This is a genomic window from Nocardiopsis oceanisediminis, assembly GCF_048595525.1.
Lineage (GTDB): Bacteria > Actinomycetota > Actinomycetes > Streptosporangiales > Streptosporangiaceae > Nocardiopsis_A > Nocardiopsis_A oceanisediminis.
Window position 1 is genome coordinate 392,363 of sequence record NZ_JAFMZJ010000001.1, and the last position, 22,386, is coordinate 414,748.

21 protein-coding genes and 2 tRNA genes are annotated in these 22,386 nt (G+C 74.1%); 11 read left to right on the plus strand and 12 right to left on the minus strand.

Going from position 1 to position 22,386, the window contains the following annotated elements:
• Positions 1-38 precede the first annotated feature (38 nt).
• The 6 genes from J0910_RS02175 to J0910_RS02200 all read right to left on the minus strand — a co-directional run bounded on the left by J0910_RS02175 (position 39) and on the right by J0910_RS02200 (position 7,400).
• The gene (locus tag J0910_RS02175) at positions 39-1,487 is read right to left on the minus strand and encodes a serine/threonine-protein kinase (protein WP_420156823.1); all 1,449 of its coding nucleotides are present in this window, start codon (positions 1,485-1,487) and stop codon (positions 39-41) included.
• A complete protein-coding gene (locus tag J0910_RS02180) occupies positions 1,484-2,923 on the minus strand; it encodes a peptidoglycan D,D-transpeptidase FtsI family protein (RefSeq protein ID WP_420156824.1) in 1,440 nt (479 codons plus the stop codon). Before J0910_RS02180 ends, J0910_RS02175 begins: the two co-directional genes overlap by 4 nt.
• A complete protein-coding gene (locus J0910_RS02185) occupies positions 2,920-4,359 on the minus strand; it encodes an FtsW/RodA/SpoVE family cell cycle protein (RefSeq protein WP_420156825.1) in 1,440 nt (479 codons plus the stop codon). The genes J0910_RS02180 and J0910_RS02185 overlap by 4 nt, the downstream gene beginning before the upstream one ends.
• Positions 4,360-5,820: a Stp1/IreP family PP2C-type Ser/Thr phosphatase gene (locus tag J0910_RS02190; RefSeq protein WP_420156826.1), complete on the minus strand. Its 1,461-nt coding sequence runs from the start codon at positions 5,818-5,820 to the stop codon at positions 4,360-4,362.
• Complete coding sequence (locus J0910_RS02195) at positions 5,817-6,299, minus strand: FHA domain-containing protein FhaB/FipA (protein WP_420156827.1); 483 nt, start codon at positions 6,297-6,299, stop codon at positions 5,817-5,819. Before J0910_RS02195 ends, J0910_RS02190 begins: the two co-directional genes overlap by 4 nt.
• 339 nt (positions 6,300-6,638) lie before the next feature.
• Entirely contained in the window at positions 6,639-7,400 is a 762-nt protein-coding gene (locus J0910_RS02200; RefSeq protein ID WP_420156828.1) for an FhaA domain-containing protein, read from the minus strand.
• Between the two features lie 224 nt (positions 7,401-7,624).
• On the opposite strand from J0910_RS02200, the gene J0910_RS02205 reads away from it, so the two are divergent.
• A tRNA-Leu gene (locus J0910_RS02205) sits at positions 7,625-7,707 on the plus strand.
• A gap of 133 nt (positions 7,708-7,840) precedes the next feature.
• Here J0910_RS02205 and J0910_RS02210 read toward each other — a convergent pair.
• Positions 7,841-8,473 carry a TetR/AcrR family transcriptional regulator gene (locus J0910_RS02210; RefSeq protein WP_420156829.1) on the minus strand — a complete coding sequence of 211 codons (633 nt, stop codon included), beginning with the start codon at positions 8,471-8,473 and terminating at the stop codon, positions 7,841-7,843.
• A 93-nt stretch (positions 8,474-8,566) separates the two neighbouring features.
• A complete protein-coding gene (locus J0910_RS02215) occupies positions 8,567-9,043 on the minus strand; it encodes an SSI family serine proteinase inhibitor (protein ID WP_420156830.1) in 477 nt (158 codons plus the stop codon).
• Between the two features lie 70 nt (positions 9,044-9,113).
• Here J0910_RS02215 and J0910_RS02220 point away from each other — a divergent pair, with 70 nt between their 5' ends.
• The 7 genes from J0910_RS02220 to pheA all read left to right on the plus strand — a co-directional run bounded on the left by J0910_RS02220 (position 9,114) and on the right by pheA (position 14,899).
• Positions 9,114-9,446, plus strand: coding sequence for a rhodanese-like domain-containing protein (locus J0910_RS02220; protein ID WP_420156831.1), 333 nt, complete (start codon positions 9,114-9,116; stop codon positions 9,444-9,446).
• Between the two features lie 110 nt (positions 9,447-9,556).
• Positions 9,557-11,509, plus strand: a complete 1,953-nt coding sequence (locus J0910_RS02225) for a PAS domain S-box protein (protein WP_420156832.1) — start codon at positions 9,557-9,559, stop codon at positions 11,507-11,509.
• A gap of 105 nt (positions 11,510-11,614) precedes the next feature.
• Entirely contained in the window at positions 11,615-12,109 is a 495-nt protein-coding gene (locus tag J0910_RS02230) for an ATP-binding protein (protein ID WP_420156833.1), read from the plus strand.
• 60 nt (positions 12,110-12,169) lie between these two features.
• Positions 12,170-12,517, plus strand: a complete 348-nt coding sequence (locus tag J0910_RS02235; protein WP_193790291.1) for an STAS domain-containing protein — start codon at positions 12,170-12,172, stop codon at positions 12,515-12,517.
• A gap of 10 nt (positions 12,518-12,527) precedes the next feature.
• Positions 12,528-13,328, plus strand: a complete 801-nt coding sequence (locus tag J0910_RS02240; protein ID WP_420156834.1) for a glycosyltransferase family 2 protein — start codon at positions 12,528-12,530, stop codon at positions 13,326-13,328.
• A 52-nt stretch (positions 13,329-13,380) separates the two neighbouring features.
• Positions 13,381-13,944, plus strand: coding sequence for a DUF4446 family protein (locus J0910_RS02245; protein ID WP_420156835.1), 564 nt, complete (start codon positions 13,381-13,383; stop codon positions 13,942-13,944).
• Between the two features lie 10 nt (positions 13,945-13,954).
• Complete coding sequence (gene pheA / locus J0910_RS02250; protein ID WP_420156836.1) at positions 13,955-14,899, plus strand: prephenate dehydratase; 945 nt, start codon at positions 13,955-13,957, stop codon at positions 14,897-14,899.
• Here the strand turns inward: pheA and J0910_RS02255 are convergent.
• Together J0910_RS02255 and J0910_RS02260 are read right to left on the minus strand one after the other, a co-directional pair.
• Complete coding sequence (locus J0910_RS02255) at positions 14,808-15,068, minus strand: hypothetical protein (RefSeq protein WP_420156837.1); 261 nt, start codon at positions 15,066-15,068, stop codon at positions 14,808-14,810. The two genes, pheA and J0910_RS02255, sit on opposite strands and share 92 nt — an antisense overlap.
• Positions 15,069-15,120: 52 nt before the next feature.
• On the minus strand, positions 15,121-15,819 hold the full coding sequence (locus tag J0910_RS02260; protein WP_420156838.1) for a GNAT family N-acetyltransferase: 699 nt from the start codon (positions 15,817-15,819) through the stop codon (positions 15,121-15,123).
• 83 nt (positions 15,820-15,902) lie between these two features.
• Here J0910_RS02260 and serS point away from each other — a divergent pair, with 83 nt between their 5' ends.
• Entirely contained in the window at positions 15,903-17,168 is a 1,266-nt protein-coding gene (gene serS, locus J0910_RS02265) for a serine--tRNA ligase (protein WP_420156839.1), read from the plus strand.
• 79 nt (positions 17,169-17,247) lie between these two features.
• Here serS and J0910_RS02270 read toward each other — a convergent pair whose 3' ends face one another.
• Together J0910_RS02270 and J0910_RS02275 are read right to left on the minus strand one after the other, a co-directional pair.
• Positions 17,248-17,787, minus strand: a complete 540-nt coding sequence (locus J0910_RS02270) for a bacterial proteasome activator family protein (protein ID WP_420156840.1) — start codon at positions 17,785-17,787, stop codon at positions 17,248-17,250.
• A gap of 41 nt (positions 17,788-17,828) precedes the next feature.
• Positions 17,829-18,815, minus strand: coding sequence for an NAD(P)H-quinone oxidoreductase (locus J0910_RS02275; protein WP_420156841.1), 987 nt, complete (start codon positions 18,813-18,815; stop codon positions 17,829-17,831).
• A gap of 961 nt (positions 18,816-19,776) precedes the next feature.
• Between J0910_RS02275 and J0910_RS02280 the strand changes: the two genes are divergently transcribed.
• Complete coding sequence (locus tag J0910_RS02280) at positions 19,777-22,149, plus strand: nucleotide-binding protein (protein WP_420156842.1); 2,373 nt, start codon at positions 19,777-19,779, stop codon at positions 22,147-22,149.
• A 98-nt stretch (positions 22,150-22,247) separates the two neighbouring features.
• Positions 22,248-22,335: transfer RNA gene (locus J0910_RS02285), tRNA-Ser, on the plus strand.
• Positions 22,336-22,386 lie beyond the last annotated feature (51 nt).

Below are 22,386 nucleotides of genomic sequence, written 5' to 3' on the forward strand. Positions count from 1 at the left end.
TGAACAGTTCCTTCAGCGGTTCGCGGTCGGTGGGCGGATCAAGCTCCGTCGTCGTCTCCCGGGTCCTCTCCTTCGCCGGGCCCGGCGCCCCCACCGCCGCCGCCGTTGCCGGGGTCCTCGGTGCTGCCCGGGGGCGGCGGCTCCTGGGTCCCCGGCTCGCCGCCGGGGTCGGGGCTCTCGCCGGGGTCCGGTTCGAGCGGGGTCTCGGGCGGGACCGTCTGGTCCTCGGTCGGCGCGGGGGCGCCGCCGCCCGTCCCCTGCGGAACGTCGTACCCGCCGCCGCCGGTGTCCTCGTCGGGGACGTCCTCGTCGGTGGCCTCCTCCTCGCCGCGGGTGGCCGCCGGGCTGTCGGACGGGGAGGAGCTCCCCTCGTTGCCGACCGGCTGGCCGTCCCGGCCGCCGCTGCCGAACTGCGAGCCGGCCCAGGCCACTCCGACGACCACGGCCACGGCGGCGATCACCGCGACCAGCACCATCGGGAGGCTCGGCCGGCCACTGCGCCGGGGCGCGGGCCCGCCCCGCTCCTCGGCGGCGGCGGTGCCCTTGCGCTGGGCGGCGGTGATCGGCCCGCCGCCGGACAGGACGGTCCGGGTCGGGTCGGTGAGGTCCATCGCCGTGGTGGCGCCCAGGTCCTCGTTGGCGGCGCTGCGCAGCAGCTGGGCGACCCGGGCGACCTCGCCGGCCGACTCCGGCCGGTCGTCCGGCGCCTTGGCCAGCATGGTCTCCACCAGCTCGATGAGCTGCGGCGGAAGCGAGTCGGGCAGCGGCGGCGGGGGCTCCCGGGTGTGCGCCAGCGCCAGCGCGATCGGGCTGTCCGCGGTGAACGGCGGCTGCCCGGCCAGGCACTCGTAGGCCACCACGCCCAGCGCGTAGATGTCCGAGGCGTAGGTCGCCGGCCGGCCGGAGGCCTGCTCCGGTGAGATGTACTGGGCGGTGCCCATCACCATGCCGGTCTGGGTCAGGGTGACCGAGTGCTCGCCGCGGGCGATGCCGAAGTCGGTGAGCTTGACCGTGCCGTCGTCGGTGACCATCAGGTTGCCCGGCTTGATGTCCCGGTGCACCACCCCGCGCCCGTGCGCGGAGGCGAGCGCCGCGGCGGACTGGGCGAGGATGTCCAGGGCCGCGCCGGGCTCCAGGCCGTCGTTGCGCTTCAGGATGGACGACAGCGTCTCGCCGAGGACCAGCTCCATGATGAGGAACGCGCGGTCGCCCTGCTCGCCGTAGTCGTAGACCTGGGCGATGCCCGGATGGGACAGGCCGGCGGTGATCCGCCCCTCGGTGCGGAACCGCTCGCGCGCGGTCGGCTCGGCCATCTGCGCCGGGTGCAGCAGCTTCACCGCGACCGGCCGGTTCAGGATGGTGTCGGTGGCGCGCCACACGGTGCCCATCCCGCCCGAGCCGATCTGCTCGTCGAGCTGGTACCGGCCGCTGAGCAGATCGCCGGACGGCCCGTTGCGCTCCTCGGCGCCGGAGTCGTTGTCGGTCACTGGTCGATCACAGCTTCCATGATGCGCTTGGCGATGGGAGCGGCGAGCGTTCCGCCGCTGCCGCCGCCGTGCTCCACCACGACCGCGACCGCGACCTGCGGGTCGTCGGCGGGGGCGAAGGAGACGAACCAGTTGTGCGTCGGGCCGCTGGCGGTCTCCGCGGTACCGGTCTTGCCGGCCACCTGCATGCCGGGGATGGCGCCCCCGGGGCCGGAGGCCTCCCCTCCCTCGGTCACCAGGATCATCATCTGGGTCAGGTCCTCGGCGCTCTTGGCGCTCACCGCGGTGCTCAGCGTCTCGGGCGTGTGCCCCTCGATCTCGGAGAGGTCCGAGTCCTTCACCGACTCCACCAGGTAGGGCTGCATGACGTCGCCGTCGTTGGCGATGCCGGAGGCGACCATGGCCATCTGCAGCGGGGTCGCCTCGACGTTGGCCTGGCCGATGCCGGAGCGGCCGAGGGTGTTGCGGTCCTCCTCGGCGGGGTAGAGGCTGCCGGTCACCGGGAGCGGGATCGCCATCTCCTCCCCGTTGAAGCCGAACTTCTCGGCCTGCTCGGTCATCTTGTCGGCGCCGAGCTCGATCGCCCAGTTGGCGAAGGAGGTGTTGCAGGACCGCTCGATGGAGTGCGCGAGGGTGTCCGGCTCGCCGCCGTTGCACGGGCCGCCCCAGGCGTTGGGCAGCGGCACGCCCAGGTTCAGGCTGGCGGGGGCGTCCATGGTGGACTCCGGGGTGGCGCCGTTCTCCAGCGCCGCCGCCGCGGTGACCAGCTTGAAGGTGGAGCCCGGCGGGTAGCGCTCGTTGAGCGCCCGGTTCAGCAGCGGCTTGTCCTCGTCGGCCTCGTAGTCGGTCCAGGCCTCGTTGGCGGCCTCGGGGTCGGTGACGCTGCTGACCGCGTTGGGGTCGAAGGTCGGGTTGGAGTAGGCGGCGAGCACCGCGCCGCTCTCCGGCTCCAGGGCGACGGCCGCGCCGTTCTTGCCCAGGTCCTCGAAGGCGGCCTGGGCGGCCTCCTGGGCCTTGGCCGACAGGGTCAGCTCGACGCTGGCGCCCTGGTGCTCCTTGCCGGTGATGCTGTCGATGAAGTTCCGCACCACCAGGCGCTCGTCGGAGCCCTCCAGCAGTGCGTTCTGCCGGGTCTCGATGCCCTCGCCGCGCACCGGGAAGGTGCCCACCAGGTGCGCGTAGAGCCCGCCCGCGGGGTACTTCCGCTGGTACTTGTCGTCCTCCTCCTCGCCGAGCTGCTCGGAGAAGGCGACCTCCTCGCTGCCCACCAGGATCGGGCCGCGCGGCTGGGTCAGCTGGTTGGCGTACTGCCGGTTGTTGAACGGGTGCTCGCGGAGCGACTCGGCCTGGAAGACCTGGATGTAGCTGACGTTGACCAGGAGCACGCCGAACAGCGCCATGGCGAAGAAGGCGAGGCGGCGGATCGGCTTGTTCATCGGGAGATCACCTGGGTGGCGCCCTCATCCTGGATCGACTGCGGTGCGGGCTTGCGGGCGTTGTTGCTCATCCGCATGAGCAGGGCGAGCATGATCCAGCTGGACAGCAGGGCCGAGCCGCCCTTCGCGACGAAGGGGATGGTGGCACCGGTCATCGGGATGACCCGGGTGACGCCGCCGATGACCACGAAGGTCTGGAAGGCGATGAGGAAGGAGATGCCCGAGGCGAACATCTTGATGAACAGCTCCTTGGCCGCCAGCGCGATGCGCATGCCCCGCTCGACCAGGAGCGCCAGCGCGAGCAGCATCACCATCAGGCCGGTCAGGCCGAGCTCTTCACCGAACGCGGTGAAGATGAAGTCGTTCTGCACCTCGGGCACGTAGCCCGGCTGCCCGCCGCCGAGGCCGGCGCCGGTCAGGCCGCCCTGGGCGAGCGCGAACAGGCCCTTGACCAGCTGCTGGCTGGTGCCGGAGGTGGTGCAGAAGGCGCTGGGGTCCTGCATGAAATCGTCGGTGCAGTAGACCTCGGGGTTGAACGCGTCCAGCCAGGTCACCATGCGGACCCGGAAGTGCGAGACGAACGGGTAGAGCAGCGCGCAGGCGCCGAAGAAGGCGGCCAGCCCGATGACGATCCACGAGGACCGGTGGGTGGCCACGTAGATCATCGCCAGGAAGGTGCCGAACAGCAGCAGCGAGGTGCCCAGGTCGTTCATCAGGATGACCAGCACGACGATGCAGAAGCCCCACATGACGGCCATCGGCGCCAGGTCGCGCATCCGCGGCAGGTCGAGGACCTTGAACCGGCCGATCTTGACCTGCCTGCTGGCCAGGGAGAGCACGTCCCGCTTGCTCACCATGTAGCCGGACAGGAAGATCACCAGGGCGATCTTGGCGAACTCCGAGGGCTGCAGCGAGGTGAACCCGAGGTTGACCCACTGCCGGGCGCCGTTGATCGTCATGCCGAGGCCGGGGATCAGCGGCAGCAGCAGCAGGAGCACCGCGGAGATCGCGATGATGTAGGGGTAGCGCTGCAGGACCCGCGGCTCCTTGAGGAAGAAGATGATCCCCGCGAACACGGCCATGCTGGCCGCGGTCAGGATGAGCTGGCTCATCGCGCTGCCGTTCTCGGTCTCCCCGGTCGCCTCGAAGAGGCGCCACAGCATCGCCAGGCCGAGCCCGTTGAGCAGGGTGGCGATCGGCAGCAGCAGCGGGTCGGACCAGGGCGCGAAGAACCGGATGAACACGTGCGCGAGGATCGCCAGACCGCCGAAGAGCATCCCGTAGAGGAAGAGGCTGGGCGGCATCTCCCCGTTCCGGGTGAGGCCGGCCTCGATCATGGCGAACAGGGTGAGCCCGATCGCCATGAGCGTCATCACGAGCTCGGCGTTGCGCCGCTTGACCGGGGGCAGCGGCCGGTTGGGGACGGGAGCGCTCATCTACCCCTCCCCGCCGGTCGCCGGCTGCTCGGCGCCGCCGGCCGGGGCCTGCTCCTGGGGGGCATCGCCGGGCACCGCGTCCTGCGGGCCCTCCTGGGAACCGGACTCCTGGGAGCCGGAGCCGCCCCGCTCCCCGGACTCCGTGGCGGTGCCGCTCTTGTCGTTCTGCGCCCCGCCCTGCCCGCTGCACTCGGGGTCGTCCGCGCACTTCTCGGCCTCGGCGCGCAGCGCCTCGATCCGCTCGTCGGCGGCGGCCCGGTCGTCGACCTCCAGGCCCTCGGCGATCAGGTTGCGCTGGTTCTCCGGGAGCGAGTCCAGCGGGATGTCGGTGGCCTCGTCCAGGTCGGCCAGGCTGAACCCGGCGATGTCGGTGTTGACGCCGTTGTAGACCGCGACGTTGCGGTCGTCGGGGGTGGGCGCGATGAAGTACTGGCTGCCGATGTAGGAGGAGGCGAAGTAGTAGCCGGCGCCGGCCACCACGGCCACCACGAGGAGGAAGACCAGGACCATCGGCCACCAGCGGCGGGTGCGCTGCTCGGGCTCGTCGTCCTCGTCGGCGGGGGGCGGCGCGGGGGAGCGGAGGTTGGGGACGCGGTCCATCTCGGCGGTGTCGCCGGCCCGCTGGTTGAGGTTCTGCGCGCGGCCGGCCGGGGTGTCCGGTGTCATCACCGGCTCCCGGCGCTGGTCGGCGGCGCCGACCAGGAACGTCTCCTGGGTGGGGCCGCCCTGGTCGGTCGCGGTGTCGATGACGTCGGCGACCACCGCGGTGATGTTGTCCGGCCCGCCGCCCCGGTTGGCCAGGTCGATCAGGCGCCGGGCGGCCGCCTCCGGAACGGCCTCGCCGAGCAGCGTCTCCTTGATCGTCTCGGCGCTGACCACGCCGGACAGGCCGTCGGAGCAGAGCAGGTAGCGGTCGCCGACGGCGGCCTCGCTCACCGAGATGTCCGGGTCGACCTGGCTGCGGCCGTCCAGCGCGCGCAGCAGGAGGGAGCGCTGCGGGTGGGTGGCCACCTCCTCCTCGGTGATCTTGCCCTCGTCGACCAGGGTCTGCACCAGGGTGTGGTCGTGGGTGATCTGCCCGAACTCGCCGCCGCGCAGCAGGTAGGCGCGGGAGTCGCCGACGTGGACCAGGGCCACCCGGGAGCCGGACCACAGCATCGCGGTCAGGGTGGTGCCCATGTTCTCCAGCCGGGGCTCTTCGCGGACCCGCTGGGCGAGGGTGGTGTTGGCGGTCTCGACGGCTCTGAGGAGGGACCCCGTCATCTCCTCGGCGGTGGTCACGTCGTCATCGAGCGGCATGAGGGTCGAGACGGCGATCGCGCTCGCGATCTCCCCGCCCGCATGTCCGCCCATCCCGTCGGCGACCGCGAGGAGGTACGGGCCGGCGTAGGCGGAGTCTTCGTTGCCTTCGCGGAGGCATCCTACGTCGGAGTACGCCGCGTATCGGAGAGCGATTGTCATTTGCGCAGTTCCAGGACGGTCTTGCCGATGCGGATGGGTTGCCCTGCCGAGATGGGCTGGGGGTGGGTCAGCCGCTGCTGGCCCAGGTAGGTGCCGTTCGTCGAGCCGAGGTCTTCAACGATCCACTTGCCCTGGTCGGAGAAGACCCGGGCGTGCCGACCGGAGGCGTAGTCGTCGCTGATGACGAGCGTGCAGTCCTTGGCGCGGCCGATGACGATCGGTTGCGAGGTGAGGTCGAGGGAGGTCCCGGCGAGCGACCCCTTGGTGACGACGAGCGTGCGCGGCTCGTTGCGCCGGCCCCGGGGGGCGCGGGGCGCGGGGGAGGAGCGCCGGGGGGCGGGCCGCTTGGGCTTCTTGCTCTTGCCCTTGGCGGAGGGGCCGAGAAGATCGGTGCGGATGACACCGACCGCCATGATGACGAACAGCCAAAGCACCGCCAGGTAGACGAGCTTGATCAGCATGAGGGTCAAGTCGGACATCGAACTGTTCTTCAGCCCCTGTCGTGCTCTGGCGGGCGGACCGGGTCGGCCCCGCCACCGCGTTCTCTCGGCTCGAACCCTAGGAGATCGGCGGGGAAAAGCCCAACGGATCCGGTGCGCATCGGCGCCGCCCCCGGTGGGGCGCCGCCTCTCCTCGGTCGTCCGTCGCTGCTGCTCTCCTGGGTCCGGCCCCGCGGGTGCGGGGCGGTGCTCTGCGGAACTCGCCTGGACGAGTCCGCCCCCTCAGACGTCGAGGGGGCGGTTTCGGTTCGCCCCGGAACACGGAGATTCCGGGGCGGTTCGGGGGATTGTCCGGAGTGAGGCCTGGAGGCCGCGGCCTCAGTCGCGGCGGAACGTCATCGTGGTGCGGCCGAGGCTGATCCGGGTCCCGTCGACCAGGCCGGCCCGGCGCACCTGCTGGCCGTTGACGAAGGTGCCGTTGGTGGACCCCAGGTCGACCAGGACCGCGTCGTCGTCCTCGATCCGGATCTCGGCGTGGTGCCGGGAGACGCCGTTGTCCACCAGGCGCAGGTCGCAGTCGGTGCCGCGGCCGAGCAGGGTGACCGGCGTGTTGAGTTCGAAGGACTGCTGCATGCCCTGGCTGGCGGCGCTGCCCTCCTGGGTGGCGCCGCCGGGGGAGATGAGCAGCCGGGGCCGGCCCGGGCTGGGCGCGCTGTCCCGCGGGGGCTCTCCGACGGGCTGCCGGATCTCCCCGCTCTCCACGGTGGAGCCGCGCACCACCCCGGAGCGGATCCGGAACCGGCCGGTCTGCAGCTCCGCGTCGGACGAGAAGTGCACCCGCACCGGCCCGACGAAGGAATAGCCCTGCTCTGTCGCGTAGTCGCGGGCCAGTTTGGCCAGCTCCTGGCCGATGCTGTCGGCCATGGCGTCCATCTGCTCGCTGTCGCCCGCGGACAGCTCGACGATGAAGTCGTTGGGCACCAGGGTCCGGCCCTGGGCCACGATGGCCGCGCGCTCGTCCATCTCCCGCTGTACGGCGCTGGCGATCTCGACGGGCTCCAACTTGGACTTGAAGGCCCGCGCGAAGGTGCCTTCGATCATGCCTTCAAGGCGGCGCTCGAAGCGTTGGAGCACTCCCACGAGGTACCTCCCTTACTCCACTCCGGTCTAGAACGATCGTAACCGGGTATCCGCGTCCTCTGTTTCACCCGCATCCCTCTTGCGCCCTCGGGGGAGGGCATCGGGTCGGAAAAAAGGTGTGCGCGACCGGTCCCGGGACCGTGCTAGCCTTATCCATGTCGCCGAGCGGAAGGCACGGAGGAATCCGGGTCACACGCAGACGACACACTATATGCAAGTCACCTGGGCGGGTGGCGGAACGGTAGACGCGCACGGTTCAGGTCCGTGTGTCCGAAAGGACGTGAGGGTTCAAATCCCTCCTCGCCCACTCGGTAGCACCGAAGTGATTCGACCCCTGCGGCCCCGGAGGAATCCGGGGCCGCAGGGGTTTTTCGCGCTTCCCGGCGGCCCTTCGCGCAGGCGCCGTGCGGAGGCGCTTTCCGGCGGCGCCCGCCGGGCGGTCAGGCCCGCGGATGGCCGATGCCGGTCGCGCCCAGCCCGTGCAGCACCGCCTCCACCACCCGGTCGGTGTACTCCCGGGTGAGCGGCTCGGTCCGGTACAGCCAGCGCTGGAACACCGGGGACCAGATCAGGTCGATGGCGATGTCCAGGTCCAGGCCGGCGGGGAGCTGCCCGGCCCGCTGGGCGGAGCGCAGCCGCTCCCGCTTCATCTCGCGCAGCGGTTCCCCGAGCCGCTCGGCGTAGACCGCGGCCAGCGCGGGGTCGCCGGCGATCTCGATGGAGAGCGCGCGCAGCGGGCCCTCGAAGAGCGGGTCCTCGGTCTCGCCGACGGTGGCGCGCAGCACGGACTTGAGGTCGGCCTCGATGTCGCCGGTGTCCGGCAGGCCGCCCCCGGTGCCCTTCCCGCCGCCTTCGGAGAGCATCAGGAAGGCGTCGAAGAGCACCGCGCCCTTCGACGGCCACCAGCGGTAGATGGTCTGCTTGCCGACCCCGGCGCGGGCGGCGATGCCCTCGATGCTCAGCCGGTGGTAGCCGACTTCGCCGACCAGCTCGAAGGCGGCGGCGAGGATCGCCCGCCGGGACGACTCGCTGCGCCGCGTCGCGTCGGGGCGGGTTCTGCGCTGGGCTGCCATGGCGGTGAACCTACCAAAGGAGAGACGGTGCGGACCGTCTCGTTCCAGGCGGGGGCCGGGGCGCGGCCCCGCCGGGCGGGGCCGCGCCGGGGGTCAGGGGGCCAGGACGGCGCCCATCTCTTCGTAGCGTTCCAGTTCGCAGCCGCCGGCCTTGTCGAACTCGGTGTCGATGTCGGTGTCGCCGAGGTGCCCGGTGACGCGGGCGGTCTCCGGGCCGCCCATGATGTGCGTGCACATCGAGTCCTCCGGGACCTCCTCGAAGCCCTCGGCGCCCACCTCTTCCAGGGCCGCGCAGGCGGCCTCCGGGTCGGGGTGGTCGCCGCCGGCCGGCGAGCAGGTCAGCGTCCAGGACTTCGGTTCGGGCGTCTCGCCCGCGCCGGAGCCGTCCCGGTAGTCGATCTCGATGGAGAGCTCGGTCTCGGGGGAGGGGGATTCGGAAGGGACGGTGGAAGGGTCGTCTGCGGGTGCCGCGACCTCCGTGGAGCCGCCGCCGCACGCCGCGGCCGCGAGCAGCACGGCCGCGAGCGCTGACGAGCGGGCCAGCGCGGTCGCTCTGATCTGCGTGCGCATAACCTTTGGACGCGGGGCGCCACAGAGCGGTTCCCCCGTGCAACGGAAAGTCGGATGAGGAGAGGCCCCGGTGTTTGGAGACAGCGTTCCGGTCGTGGAGGTCAGCACGGTTCCGGATGACGGATACCTGCTGGACGTTCGCGAGCAGGACGAGTGGACGGCGGGCCGTGCTCCGCAGGCGGTGCACATCCCGCTGCACGAGCTGGCGCAGCGCGCCGGCGAGATCCCGCGGGACCGCCAGGTCTACGTGGTGTGCCGGGTCGGAGGCCGCTCGGCCCAGGCGGTGCAGGCGCTGAACGACGCGGGGTGGCAGGCCGCCAACGTGGCCGGCGGGATGCAGGCCTGGGCGCTGTCCGGGCGGCCGATGACCGCCGACGGCGGCGCGGAGCCCCGGGTGGCCTGAGCGGCGGCCGCGGCCGGGCGGGCCGCAGCGGGGTGCGCCCCCTCCGCCCGGCGCCCCGATCCACCCCTCTTTTCCCGGTGGGCGCCCCGGACGGCGCTCGCGGTGGCACGATGGCGTTCGTGACCCCTCAACCCCAGGGGCCGAGCGCCGAGGCAGTGGTGGCCCTCTCCGCCGACGCGATCGTCGCGGTGGACACCGAGTTCCGCGTCACCACGTGGAACCCGGCGGCCGAGCGGCTGTTCGGCTGGAGAGAACGGGACGTGCTCGGCTCCCCCGCCCCGATCGTCCCGGCGGAGCTGCTCGCCGAGGCGCACGCCGTCCTGGAGCGGGCGCGCCAGGGCGGCACGGTCTCCATCGTCAGCCGCCGGGTGCGCCGCGACGGCGTCCTCATCGACGTGCAGGTGGACACCTCCTTCCTGCGCGACCGGGACGGGACCGAGGTCGGCTGGACGCACGTCTTCCGGCAGCGCAGGGACGGCACCGCGCCCGGTTCGCACCTGGTGGAGCGGGCCCGGCTGGTGCGCCGCCTCAACGGCGTCGTCGCCGACATCGGCGCCGACCTGGACCTGGACGCGGTGCTGGACCGGATCGCGCGCAGCCTGACCGAGCTGACCGGCGCCGACGCCGGCGGCTTCGTGCTGATCGAAGGGGACCGGCTGCGCCTGGTCAGCCTCACCCGGCTCTCCGAGCACCTGAAGGGCTACACCGCGCCGCTGGACGGCAGCCTCTTCGGCGAGCTGCTGGGCAGCGGCAGGACCGTGCTGCTGGCCACCGAGGACGACCGGTCGCTGGACGACCTGATCTGGGCCGACCTGGAGGGCCTGCACACCATCGCCCTGGGGGTCTCCAGCGTCCAGGGGCGGCCCTACGGTGCGCTGTACGCGCTGTACAGCGAGCGCAAGGTGGGCCACGTCGAGCTGGAGCTGCTGGAGCTGCTCGCCGGGCACGCCGGGGTGGCGCTCGGCAACGCGCTGGCCTACCAGGAGATGGTGCGCCGGCGCGCGCAGGGCCAGGCGGTGGTCGACTCCAGCGCGGACGGCATCGCGCTGCTGGACGAGGCCGGCCGGGTGCGCACCTGGAACCGGGCCGCCGCGGAGCTCACCGGCTGCCCGCAGGAGGCGGTGGCGGGCCGGCCGCCGCCGTTCCCGCTGCCCGGGGCGGCCGCCGAGCCGCTGCGGCACCGGCTGGACTGCGGCCGGTGGCTGGAGATCCTGGTGACCGGGGTGCCCGGCACCGGTGAGCGGGTGGTGGACTTCCGCGACATCACCCAGGCCAAGCAGCTGGAGGAGGAGAAGGACCTCTTCATGGCGACGGCCGGGCACGAGCTGCGCACCCCGGTGACGGTGGTGCAGGGGTTCGCCGGGACCCTGGTGCAGCGCTGGGAGCGGCTGGACGAGGCGGCCCGCAGGGACGCGGTGCGCACCATCGCCGAGCGGTCCGGGACCCTGGCCCGGCTGGTGGAGAACCTGCTGATCGGGTCGGCCGCGCGCAGCGGCGAGCTGAGCGTCGGGGCGGGCCCGTTCGACCTGCGGCGGCTGCTCCGGGAGACGGCGGCGGCGTTCGACGCGGCCTCGGCCCGGCACACCCTGCTGCTGGACGTCCCCGAGGAGCTGCCGCCGGCGCTGGGCGACCCGGTGGCCACCGACGTGATCGTCGGGCAGCTGCTGGAGAACGCGTTCAAGTACTCGCCGGACGGCGGCCCGGTGCTGGTCCGGGCCCGAGAGGAGGGCGGCCGCCTGGTGGTGGCGGTGGAGGACGAGGGCGTCGGCATCGCACCCGGGGACGAGGAGCGCATTTTCGGGCGGTTCGTCCAAGGGGAGGCCGGGGACCGGCGCCGGTTCGGCGGAATCGGGCTGGGCCTCTACATCGTGCGCCGGCTGGCCCGCGCGCAGGGCGGCGACGTCACCGGGGCCACCGCGGACGGGGTCACCCGGATGAGATTCACATTACACCGGGGCGGGCCGGGCGCCCGCCCGGCGGCCGGGGAAGCCGGAGGGAGCGGGGTTTCAGGCCCGTCCGGAACCAGGCCGGAGGCGGACGGCGGGGCGGATCGGCCGAGGTGAGGTGTTTCCTCGGGAGCGGATCGGGGCATTTCGGCCCTGGTGGTTTTCGAGACCTGCGCTTTGCCGGACGCTGGCGAGCGCAATACCGGCGGAACGGGAGAAGGCATGTCGAGGACGGTACTGGTCCCGTGCACGCCGTCGAGCGTCACCGGTGCGCGGCAGCGGCTCTGCTCGGACCTGGAGGCGGACGGCCTCGGGGCCGGGTCGGTCGGCGACGCGGCCCTGGTGGTGAGCGAGCTGCTGAGCAACGCACTGCGGCACGCCGCACCGCTGCCCGCCCCCTTCCCTCCCGACCGCGTCCAGGTCGCCTGGCGGCTGGAGTCCGATGAGGCGGGGGCGCTGCTGGAGATCTCGGTGCGCGACGGCGGCGCGTCGACCCTGCCGCGGATCGCGCGTCCCTCGCTCTCCGCGCTGGGCGGCCGCGGGCTGGGCATCGTGGAGCACCTGGCGGACCGCTGGGGGACCGAGGTGGAGGACGATTCGACCACGGTCTGGGCGGTGCTCCGGGTGGCGGTGGAGGAGCCCGGCCGGGGCGCCGAGCGGGTCGGAGCCCCCGGTGCCGGGATCGGAACCTCCCGTACGCGAGCGATGTCCGGGTGATCCGGCGAAACACCGGTGACCAGGTGGCCAGGCACGCGCTGTGCCGCTACAGTCACGACTGTGGAGTTGAAGATCTCAAGTGAGTCTCACGCGGGTCACGCATTGGTGACCGTCCGCGGTGAGATCGACCTTTACACGGCCCCGCAGCTGCACGGCGAGCTGGTCGGCGCGCTGGACGACGGCGCCCGCCGGCTGGTGGTGGACATGTCACGGGTGGAGTTCTGCGACTCCACCGGGATGAACGTGCTGCTGTCGGCGATGAAGCGCTCCCGGGAGAAGGGCGGCGACCTCGAACTCATCGCCCCGCGCCCGGCGGTGATGAAGATCCTCGAGGTCACCGGCCTGGACGCGGTCTTCACCATCCGGGACTCCGCCGACGGGCTGCCGCTCGCCGGCTCCCCCCGCTAGCCGCCCCGCGATGGCGGCGGCGGTCGGCGGTCCGGGGCGCGGCCCCGGCATCGCGGTGATCATCCCGGCCAAGGACGAGGCGCGCCGGATCGGCGCCACCGTCCACGCGGCCCGCGGGCTCCCCGGTGCGGACCTGGTCGTCGTGGTCGACGACGGCTCCGCCGACGCGACCGCGGAGGTCGCCCGGGACGCCGGCGCCCGGGTGCTCCGGCACGGCCGCAACCGCGGCAAGGGCGCCGCCATGCAGAGCGGCGCGGAGGCCGTCCGGCTCCTGGAGGAGGGGCGCGAGGGCGGCCGGCCCCACCGGCACCTGCTCTTCCTCGACGCGGACCTGGGCGCGACCGCCTCCGCGGCGGCGCCGCTGATCGGCCCGGTCGCCGCGGGCGAGGCGGACATGTCCATCGCGCTGTTCCCCGCCACCCGGCTGCGGCTCGGCGGGCACGGCTTCGTGGTGCGGCTGGCCCGCGAGGGCATCCGCCGGGCCACCGAATGGGAGCCGGAGCAGCCGCTCAGCGGGCAGCGCTGCATCACCCGGGAGGCGTTCCGGTCGGCGCTCCCGCTGGCCCCCGGCTTCGGGGTGGAGACCGGCCTCACCATCGACGTGCTGCGCGGCGGCGGCCGGGTGGTGGAGGTGGAGGTGCCGATGGAGCACCGGGCCACCGGCACCGACCTCCGCGCCCAGCTGCACCGCGCGCGGCAGTTCGCCGACGTGGGCCGGGCGCTGGCCGCGCGGGGGATCGGGGCCGCCCTGCGCCGCGGTGCGGTGTCGGTTTCCCGAAAGATCAAGCAAGATCGGGCAAAGTCGCCGTAGAACCCGGCGAAGGCGCCCCTTTCGCTGCGCTCCGTGGCGGTAGGGTCGCAGCGTGCTCACTACGATCCTCGCGGTGCTCGGGCTGGTGGCGGGAGTGTGCGGTCTCGCCGTCGGCGGCTGGGCAGTGCTGAACATGCGCAAGACGATCCACGAATGCGAAGCGGTGGTCCGCCGGATACTCCCGGAGTCGGGCGGGGTCGATCCGCGGGCGGTCCGCGACGTCGGCCTGGTGCGCTACGACGCGCTGGAGGAGATGTCCGGGGCCCGCTCGTTCTCCCTGGTGCTGCTGGACGCGGCGGGCGACGGCGTCGTGGTCACCTCGATCAACGGCCGGACCGAGTCGCGGACCTACGCCAAGCTCATCGAGGCGGGCCGCTCCGAGGAGGCCCTCTCGCCGGAGGAGTACCGGGCGATCCGCTCGGCCCGGCTGGGCCGCGGGCCGGGGGCCGGCGTCGGCGCCGCCTTCCCGGCGCCCGCGGACGAACCGGAGGAGCCCGCGGCGACCGTGCGGCCGCTGGCGCCCCGGCCCCGCGCCGAGGCCGGGGAGGAGCCCCGGACCGAGATGCGGGAGGAGCCCCGCTCCGAAGCCCGGGAGGCGACGCCGCCCCGGGTATAACCTGCAGGACATGCGGAACCGCCACGCCTATCTCGGCCCTGAGGGGACCTTCACCGAAGCCGCCCTCCGCGCGCTGCTGCCCGACGCCGACACCGAGGACCTCGTCCCCTGTGCCGGCGTCGACGCGGTCTTCGGCGCGGTGCGCCGCGGCGAAGCGGCCACCGGGGTGGTGCCGCTGGAGAACTCGGTGGAGGGCGGCGTCCCCACCACCATGGCCGAGCTGATCAACGGCGAGCCGCTGCTGATCACCGCCGAGGTCGCGGTCCCGGTGGAGTTCACCCTGTTCGCCCGGGAGGGCACGGACGCGGCCGGCGTCAAGCGGGTCGCCACGCACCCGCACGCGCTGGCCCAGTGCCGCCGCTGGCTGGCCGCCAACCTGCCGGACGCCGAGGCGCACACCGTCTCGTCCACGGCGGCCGCGGCGCAGGCGGTGGCCGAGCCCGGCGCCCCCTATGACGCGGCGATCTGCGCGCGCATCGCCGGCGAGCGCTACGGCCTGGTGCCGCTGGCCTCCGGCATCGGCGACCGCGCCGACGCCGCCACCCGCTTCGTGCAGCTCTCCCGGCCCGGCCCGCTGCCCGCGCCCACCGGCGCGGACCGCACCTCGATGGTGGTCTTCCTCGCCGACGACCACGCCGGGGCCCTGGCCGAGCTGCTCGACCAGTTCGCGGTGCGCGGGGTCAACCTGACCCGGCTGGAGTCCCGGCCCACCGGCGACGGGCTGGGCCGGTACTGCTTCTGCCTGGACGCCGACGGGCACGTCGCCGACGCCGCGCTGGGCGAGGCGCTGATGGGCCTCCGCCGGGTCTGCGCCGACGTGCGGTTCCTGGGCAGCTACCCGCGGGCCGACGAGAGCGCCGACCTCACCCCGTTCCTGCCGTCCCGGGCCGCGTCCGAAGCCGACTACCAGGCCGCGGCGCGCTGGCTGGAAGGGATCCGCTCCGGTCGGGTGTGACCCCGGCCTCCTCCTCCAGCGCGGCCCGCACCAGTTCGCCGCGGAGCGCCTTGGCCAGCGCGGCGTCGTCCGGTGCGGCGGCCGACAGCCGCTCCAGCGCGGCCAGCAGCTCCTCGGCGGTCATCTCGCCCAGCGCCTTCGCCGGCCAGATCTGCGTCATCACGGGCATGCCCTCCCTCTTCCGCTCCTCGTCCACCAGGGGAGACGGGGCAGGGCGCGGATCATGACGCGGACACGGCGGAATTCTTCGCACCTTCTCCGGATCCGTCCTCCGCGGTGTCCGCACCGAACATGGCCAGGCACCGGGCGACGCCCTCGGCCCGGACCGGCACGGTGCGGTGCCGCTCCCAGTCCGCCCGCTCCAGCAGCAGCCGGACCTCCCCGCGGCGGCGCCCGTCGACCGCGAGCCGCCCGGTGCCGTTGGTCCGGTAGCCGAGCTTGCGGGAGACCGCCAGCGACGCCGGGTTGTCGCTCATCGCGGCGCTGCGCGCGGTCTCCGCGCCCAGCTCGGCGAAGCCCAGGTGCAGCACGGCGGCGCGCATCTCGGTGCCGTACCCCCGCCCGTGGTGCTCCAGGCCCAGCCAGGAGCCGGTGTCGAAGTCGCGGACCAGGCCGAAGTCCTCCGCGGCGATCTCCTGGATCCCGATCGGGGCGCCGTCGGCGAACACCGCCAGCGGGAGCCGCCACCGCTGCGGGTCCCACTCGCCGAGCAGCTTCCAGAAGTGGGCCATCACCCGCCGCCCGCGCTCGGCCGGCGGGCAGTCGGTCCACGGGAACGCGAACGGCATGGAGCCGGGTTCGTGCACCCCGCGCGCGGCCGTGCCGGCCAGCGCGTCCAGCTCCGCCAGGCCGGGCAGGCGCAGTTCCAGCCGGGGCGTGCGCAGCCGCAGCCCGTACAGGGGCCAATGGGTCAGTTCCATCCACCGCATTGTGCTCCGGTGCAGGTGGGATCGCCACGGGTTATCGCCGTGCGGCGGTGCCCGGGGGCCGGTAGCCTGCAGACGTGATCGACCTCCGTGCTCTCCGCGACGACCCTGACCGACTCCGCGCCTCGCAGCGCGCCCGAGGGGAAGACGACTCCGTCGTCGACCGGCTGCTCGACCTGGACTCCTCGCGCCGCGCCGCGCTGTCCCGCTTCGAGACGCTGCGCGCCGAGCAGAAGAGCGTCGGGAAGTCCGTCTCCAAGGCCTCCCCGGAGGAGCGGGAGGAGCTGCTCGCCAAGGCCAAGGGCCTGGCCGCCCAGGTGAAGGAGGCCGAGGCGGAGGCCGACCGGCTCGCCGCCGACCTCGACGGCGTGCTGTCCGGCGTGCCCAACCTGGTCGAGGAGGGCGCCCCCGAGGGCGGCGTGGACGACTTCCGGGTCCTGGAGGAGGTCGGCGCGCCCCGCGAGTTCGACTTCACCCCCCGCGACCACCTGGAGCTGGGCGAGATGCTCGGCGCCATCGACACCGACCGCGGCGCCAAGGTGTCCGGCGCCCGGTTCTACTTCCTCACCGGCGTCGGCGCCATGCTGGAGCTGGGGCTGCTCAACATGGCGATGCGCCAGGCGGTCTCCAACGGGTTCACCCCGATGATCCCGCCGGTGCTGGTGAAGCCGGAGACGATGGAGGGCACCGGGTTCCTCGGCGCGCACGCCGACGAGGTGTACCGGCTCCCCGCCGACGACCTCTACCTGGTGGGCACCTCGGAGGTGCCGCTGGCCGGCTACCGCTCCGGGGAGATCCTGGACGCCGGGAACCTGGCCGAGCGGTACGTCGGCTGGTCGTCCTGCTTCCGCCGGGAGGCCGGCTCCTACGGCAAGGACACCCGCGGCATCATCCGGGTGCACCAGTTCAACAAGGTGGAGATGTTCGTCTACACCCGCCCCGAGGACGCCCACGAGGAGCACCTGCGGCTGCTCGCCTGGGAGCGGGAGATGCTGGACAAGCTGGAGCTGCCCTACCGGGTGGTCGACATCGCCGGCGGCGACCTGGGCGCCAGCGCCGCGCGCAAGTACGACTGCGAGGCGTGGGTGCCCACCCAGGGCCGCTACCGGGAGCTCACCTCCACCTCCAACTGCACCGACTTCCAGGCCCGGCGGCTGAACATCCGCTACCGGGACGACGACGGAAAGCCGCGGTTCGCCGCCACGCTCAACGGCACCCTGGCCACCACCCGGTGGATCGTCGCCATCCTGGAGAACCACCAGCAGGCCGACGGGTCCGTGGTGGTGCCCGCGGCGCTCCGCCCCTTCGTCGGCCGGGACGTCCTGGAGCCGGTGAAGAAGTAGCCGGGGAAGCAGCCGGACGGGAGCGGGGCGGGGGCCGCGGCGCTCTGCCGCGGGTCCCCGCCCCGCTCCCGTCCTCCGCTTACAGGTAGGGCCCGGAGGGCTGCGCCGGACCGCCCTGATCACCGCGGACCGCCCCCGGCGGCAGCGCCTTGCGCATGTTCTCCAGCTGCGCCCGCGCCGCCATCTGCTGCGCGAACAGGGTGGTCTGGATGCCGTGGAACAGGCCCTCCAGCCACCCCACCAGCTGGGCCTGGGCGATCCGCAGCTCGGCCTCGCTGGGGGTGTTGCCGTCGGTGAACGGCAGGGTCAGCCGGTCCAGCTCCTCGACGAGCTCCGGCGCCAGGCCGTCCTCCAGCTCCTTTATGGAGTTGGCGTGGATCTCCCGCAGCCGCGCCCGGCTGGCCTCGTCCAGCGGAGCGGCCTTCACCTCCTCCAGCAGCTGGCGGATCATGCTGCCGATCCGCATCACCTTGGCGGGCTGCTCCACCATCTCGCTGAGCGGGCGCGGCTGCTCGCCCTCCTCGCCGCCCTGCCCGCCCTCGGCGGGGCCGCCGGAACCGACGATCAGCACCTGCGGGTGCTGCTCGGCGCTCGGATCTTCGTTCAAACCGCTGTTCATCACAGGCTTCACCTCGTGGACGATCGGAACCCGGGACAGGGTCACGCGGTGGTGAGCACGATCTTCCCGACGTGCGTGCTCGACTCCATGACGCGGTGCGCCTCCGCCGCCCGGGGGAGGGGGAGGTACCGGTCGATGACGGGACGGACGGTCCCCTCGTCGACCAGGGGCCATACGTGCTCCGCCACGCCCGCGACGATACCCGCCTTCTCCTCGGCGGGTCGGGACCGCAGGGTGGTCGCGTGCACCGACAGCCGCTTCACCAGCATCCGCCCCAGGTCCAGCTCGGCCCTGCGGCCGCCCATCAGGCCGATGACGACGATCCGGCCGCCCACGGCCAGCGACCGCAGGTTCGGGTCGAGATAGGAGGCGCCCATGATGTCCAGCACCACGTCGGCGCCGGCCCCGCCGGTCTCCTCCTTGACCCGCTTCGGGAAGTCCTCGGTGCGGTAGTCGATCGCGGCGTCGGCGCCCAGCTCCAGGCAGCGGCGGAGCTTCTCCGCGCTTCCCGCGGTGGTCACCACCCGGGCGCCGAAGGCGCGGGCGAGCTGGATCGCGAAGGTGCCGATGCCGCTGCCGCCGCCGTGCACCAGCAGGGTCTCGCCGGCCTTCAGCCGGCCCGTCATGAACACGTTGGACCACACCGTCGCGGCGACCTCCGGCAGCGCGGCGGCCTCGGCCGGGTCCACCCCCCGGGGGACGCGCAGCAGCTGCCCGGCGGGGACGGCGACCCGCTCGGCGTAGCCGCCGCCGGTCAGCAGGGCGCACACCCGGTCGCCGACCGCCCAGCCGGAGCCCTCGGTGCCGGGCCCCAGCGCGGCGATCCGCCCGGAGCACTCCAGACCGGGGTAGGGGGAGGCGCCCGGCGGCGGATCGTAGGAGCCCTGGCGCTGGTTGACGTCGGCCCGGTTCACCCCGGCGGCGGTGACGTCCAGCAGTACCTCGCCCTCCCCGGGCACCGGGTCGGGCACCTCGCTCCACCGCAGGACGTCGGGGCCGCCCGGCCCACTGATCTCGATCGCGTGCATGCCCTGAACGCTACCCACCGGGGGCGGCGGTGGTTCGGGCTGGATGTCGTGCTTTTGCCGCCGGGTTCTATCTTTGTTGACGGAGATGGGAAAACCGACGACGCTGGGTGCCCCCAGCCCCGTGTCCCCCGCCCCCGCGGAGGGCCGGCCCCCGCGTCGTCACGCTTACGCCCCTGAAAAGCGTCTTGAGGAGAGAACCTCGGTGGCACAGAGAGATCACGACGGCCCGGAGCAGCCGACTCCGCGTCCGCCGGAGGACGGGCGTGACCACGGGGCTGCCGATCAGCCGGGTGCGGAGGGCGCGGGCCACGGCTGGCAGGCCCCCGTCATGTCTCCCGCGGACCAGTGGTTCGGCGACGGCGGTGCGCTGCCGCCGCCCCCGCCCTACGCGGTGGGCGGGGCGCCCGGCGCGGACGCGCCGGCCCCGCCCGCCTTCCCCCCGTCCGAGCCGCCCCCGTTCCCGTCTCCGGAGCCGGAGGCGGAGGCGCCGGCCCCCGAACCCGAACCGGCCGCGGAGCCGGCCCCCGAGCCGTCCCCGGAGCCCGAGCCCGCCCCGGACCGGCAGGGCGCGGCGGCCGCGGAGGCGGCACCGGAACCCGCCCCGGCCCCCGCGCCCGACTCGGAGCCGGCGCGCGAGCCCTCCGGGCCGCAGGCGCCGCCCCCGGCCCGGCCGCAGCAGCACGCGGCCCCGGCGGCTCCGCAGCCGCCGCGGAACGCCCCGCACCCGCCCCCGGGACCGCAGGGGCGGCAGGGCGCCCCGGTGCCGCCCGGGCCCTACGGGCCGCCGCCCGGCGGCCCGCAGCCGCCGCACCGGCAGGGGCCCCCGCAGGGACCGCCGCCGCCGCAGTACCGGCAGCCGCAGAACGGTCAGCAGCCCCCGCGCCCGCCGCAGGCGCCGCACCAGGGGCCCCCTCCGGGGCGCCCCCCGCACGCGCCGCAGCGGCCGCCGCAGGGAGCGCCGGTGCCGCCCGGGCATCCGCAGTGGGGGCCGCAGCAGCCTCCGCGGCAGCCGGTCCGCGACGACCGGCGCCCGCCGGCGCCCGGGCCCCGGCCGGGCGCTCCCGGCCCCGTTCCGCCGCCCGCTCCGCAGGCCCCGGCGCCCCAGCCGGTCCCCGCCGCCGAGGAGCGCCCCGCCGACGTTCCCGAACCCGAGCAGCTGCCGCCGCTCGGCGCCGAGCCGTCCGCCGCCCCGGCCGAGGGCCGGCCGGGGGACGACGGATACGACCCGGCGGAGATGACCGTGCGCCTGGGCGGGTCCGGTCCGCTGCCCGCCGCCGAGCCGCTCCCCGAGGCCCCGGCAGAGGAGAGCGGACCGCAGCCGGCCGCGGGGTACACCGATCCCTCCGAGCCTTCCGGGTACGCCGTCCAGGAGGACGGCAAGGAGGACGAGGAGGACGACGAGTTCGAGTCGACCGTCCGCCTCCAGCCCGGTCCGGCCGATCCGGACGGCGCCACCGTCCGCCTCGGAGCGGAGCCGCGCGACCGGGGGGCGCTGGCCGAGCACCTCGGCGAGGCGGCCCCGCCCGCCCCGGTGGAGGAGGCCCCGCAGCAGTGGGAGCAGGCTCCGGAGGCGCCGCGGTGGGACGCGCCGGCGGCCTATGCGGAGAGCGGTGCCCATCCCGCGCGGCAGTGGGAGCAGCCGCAGTCGCCGGCCGAGGCGGCGCAGCCCGCCGCGGAGACCGGCGGTCAGGCCGCTTACCAGTGGGAGCAGGCGCCCGACGCGGCCGAGCAGTCCGCTCCGCAGCAGTGGGAGCAGGCTCCGGAGGCGCCGCGGTGGGACGCGCCGGCGGCCTATGCGGAGAGCGGTGCCCATCCCGCGCGGCAGTGGGAGCAGCCGCAGTCCCCGGCCGAGGCGGCGCAGCCCGGCGCGGAGACCGGTGGCCAGGCCGCTTACCAGTGGGAGCAGGCCCCGCCCGCTCCCGCGGAGGCCCCGCAGTCCTGGGAGCAGCCGCAGTCGCCGGCCGAGGCGGCGCAGCCCGGCGCGGAGAGCGGCGGTCAGGCCGCTTACCAGTGGGAGCAGGCCGCTCCCGCGCCCGCTCCGGAGCAGGCGCGGTGGGACCGGTCGGCCGCGCCCGCCCAGCCGCAGCAGCCCGCCGCGGAGACCGGCGGCCGGCCGTCCCCCTACCAGTGGGACCAGGTGCTCGCCGGGGCCGAGCAGCCCGCCCCGCAGGCGGCCCCCGGCCCCGAGGCCGGCGCGCCCGCTCCGCAGCAGCAGTGGGAGCAGCCCGCCGACCAGGGGTGGACGCAGCAGCAGGCCCTGTACCAGCAGCAGTACCCGGCGACCGGCGGGCAGCAGCCGTACCCGCAGCAGGCGCAGCGGCCCCAGGTCCAGCAGCCGCCCCAGCAGCCCCAGATGCAGCCGGTCCAGCAGCCCTACGAGCAGCCGCCGGTGCCGCAGGGGCCGGAGGACCTGGACACCGCCGCGCTGGTCCGGGGCGGCGGGGCGCGGAAGAACAAGCCGGGCAAGGGGTGGCGCAAGGCCGTGCACGCCATGTCCCTCGGCCTGGTCAACCCCGGTGAATCGGCGGCGGACAAGCGGCGCAACGAGCTCGTCGCGCGGGCGCGCACGCATGTCGCGGGCGGGCACCACCGGGTGGCGGTGCTCAGCCTCAAGGGCGGGGTCGGCAAGACGACGACCACCGTCGCGCTGGGCTCGATGCTGGCGTCGCTCCGCGGCGACCGGGTGCTCGCCGTCGACGCCAACCCCGACCGGGGGACGCTCTCCGACAAGGTGCGCCTGGAGACCGCGGCGACCATCCGGGACCTGCTCAACGAGCAGCACATGATCACCCGCTACGCCGACATCCGCGGGTTCACCTCGCAGGCGATGAGCCGGCTGGAGATCCTCGCCTCGGACCGCGACCCCGCGGTCTCCGAGGCGTTCAGCGAGTCGGACTACCGGGAGGTCTCCCGGCTGCTGGAGCACTACTACTCCATCTGCCTGACCGACTGCGGGACCGGCCTGCTGCACTCGGCGATGCGCGGCGTGCTCGGCCTGGCCGACCAGGTGGTGCTGGTCAGCTCGCCGTCGGTGGACGGGGCGCGCAGCGCCAGCGCCACCCTGGACTGGCTGGAGGCGCACGAGTACGGCTACCTGGTGCGGGGCGCCGTGGTGGTGCTCTCCATGGTCCGGCCCAGCGGCAAGAGCTCGGTCGACCTCGACCGGTTGGAGCAGCACTTCGCGAGCCGCTGCCGCGCGGTGGTCCGGGTCCCGTGGGACTCCCACCTGGAAGAGGGCGCCGAGGTCGACCTCGACCGCCTGGCCCCCGGCACCCGCGACTCCTACCTCAAGCTGGCCGCGACCGTGGGCGAGGCGTTCGCCTGGCCGCGCTGACCGGACGGGACCCCTTCCCGCAGCGGAAAGCCCCCTGCGGGAAGGGCCCCGCCGGCGGATGTGAGCTAGCATCTGTCGAGGCGCCCGGAGCGCCACCAGGAGGGTTCGCATAGCGGCCGAGTGCGACGGTCTTGAAAACCGTTAAGTCCTTCCGGGGCTTCGTGGGTTCGAATCCCACACCCTCCGCAGCGAGCCGTGAAGGCCCCCGCCCACCAGGCGCGACACCGCCCGGGCGGG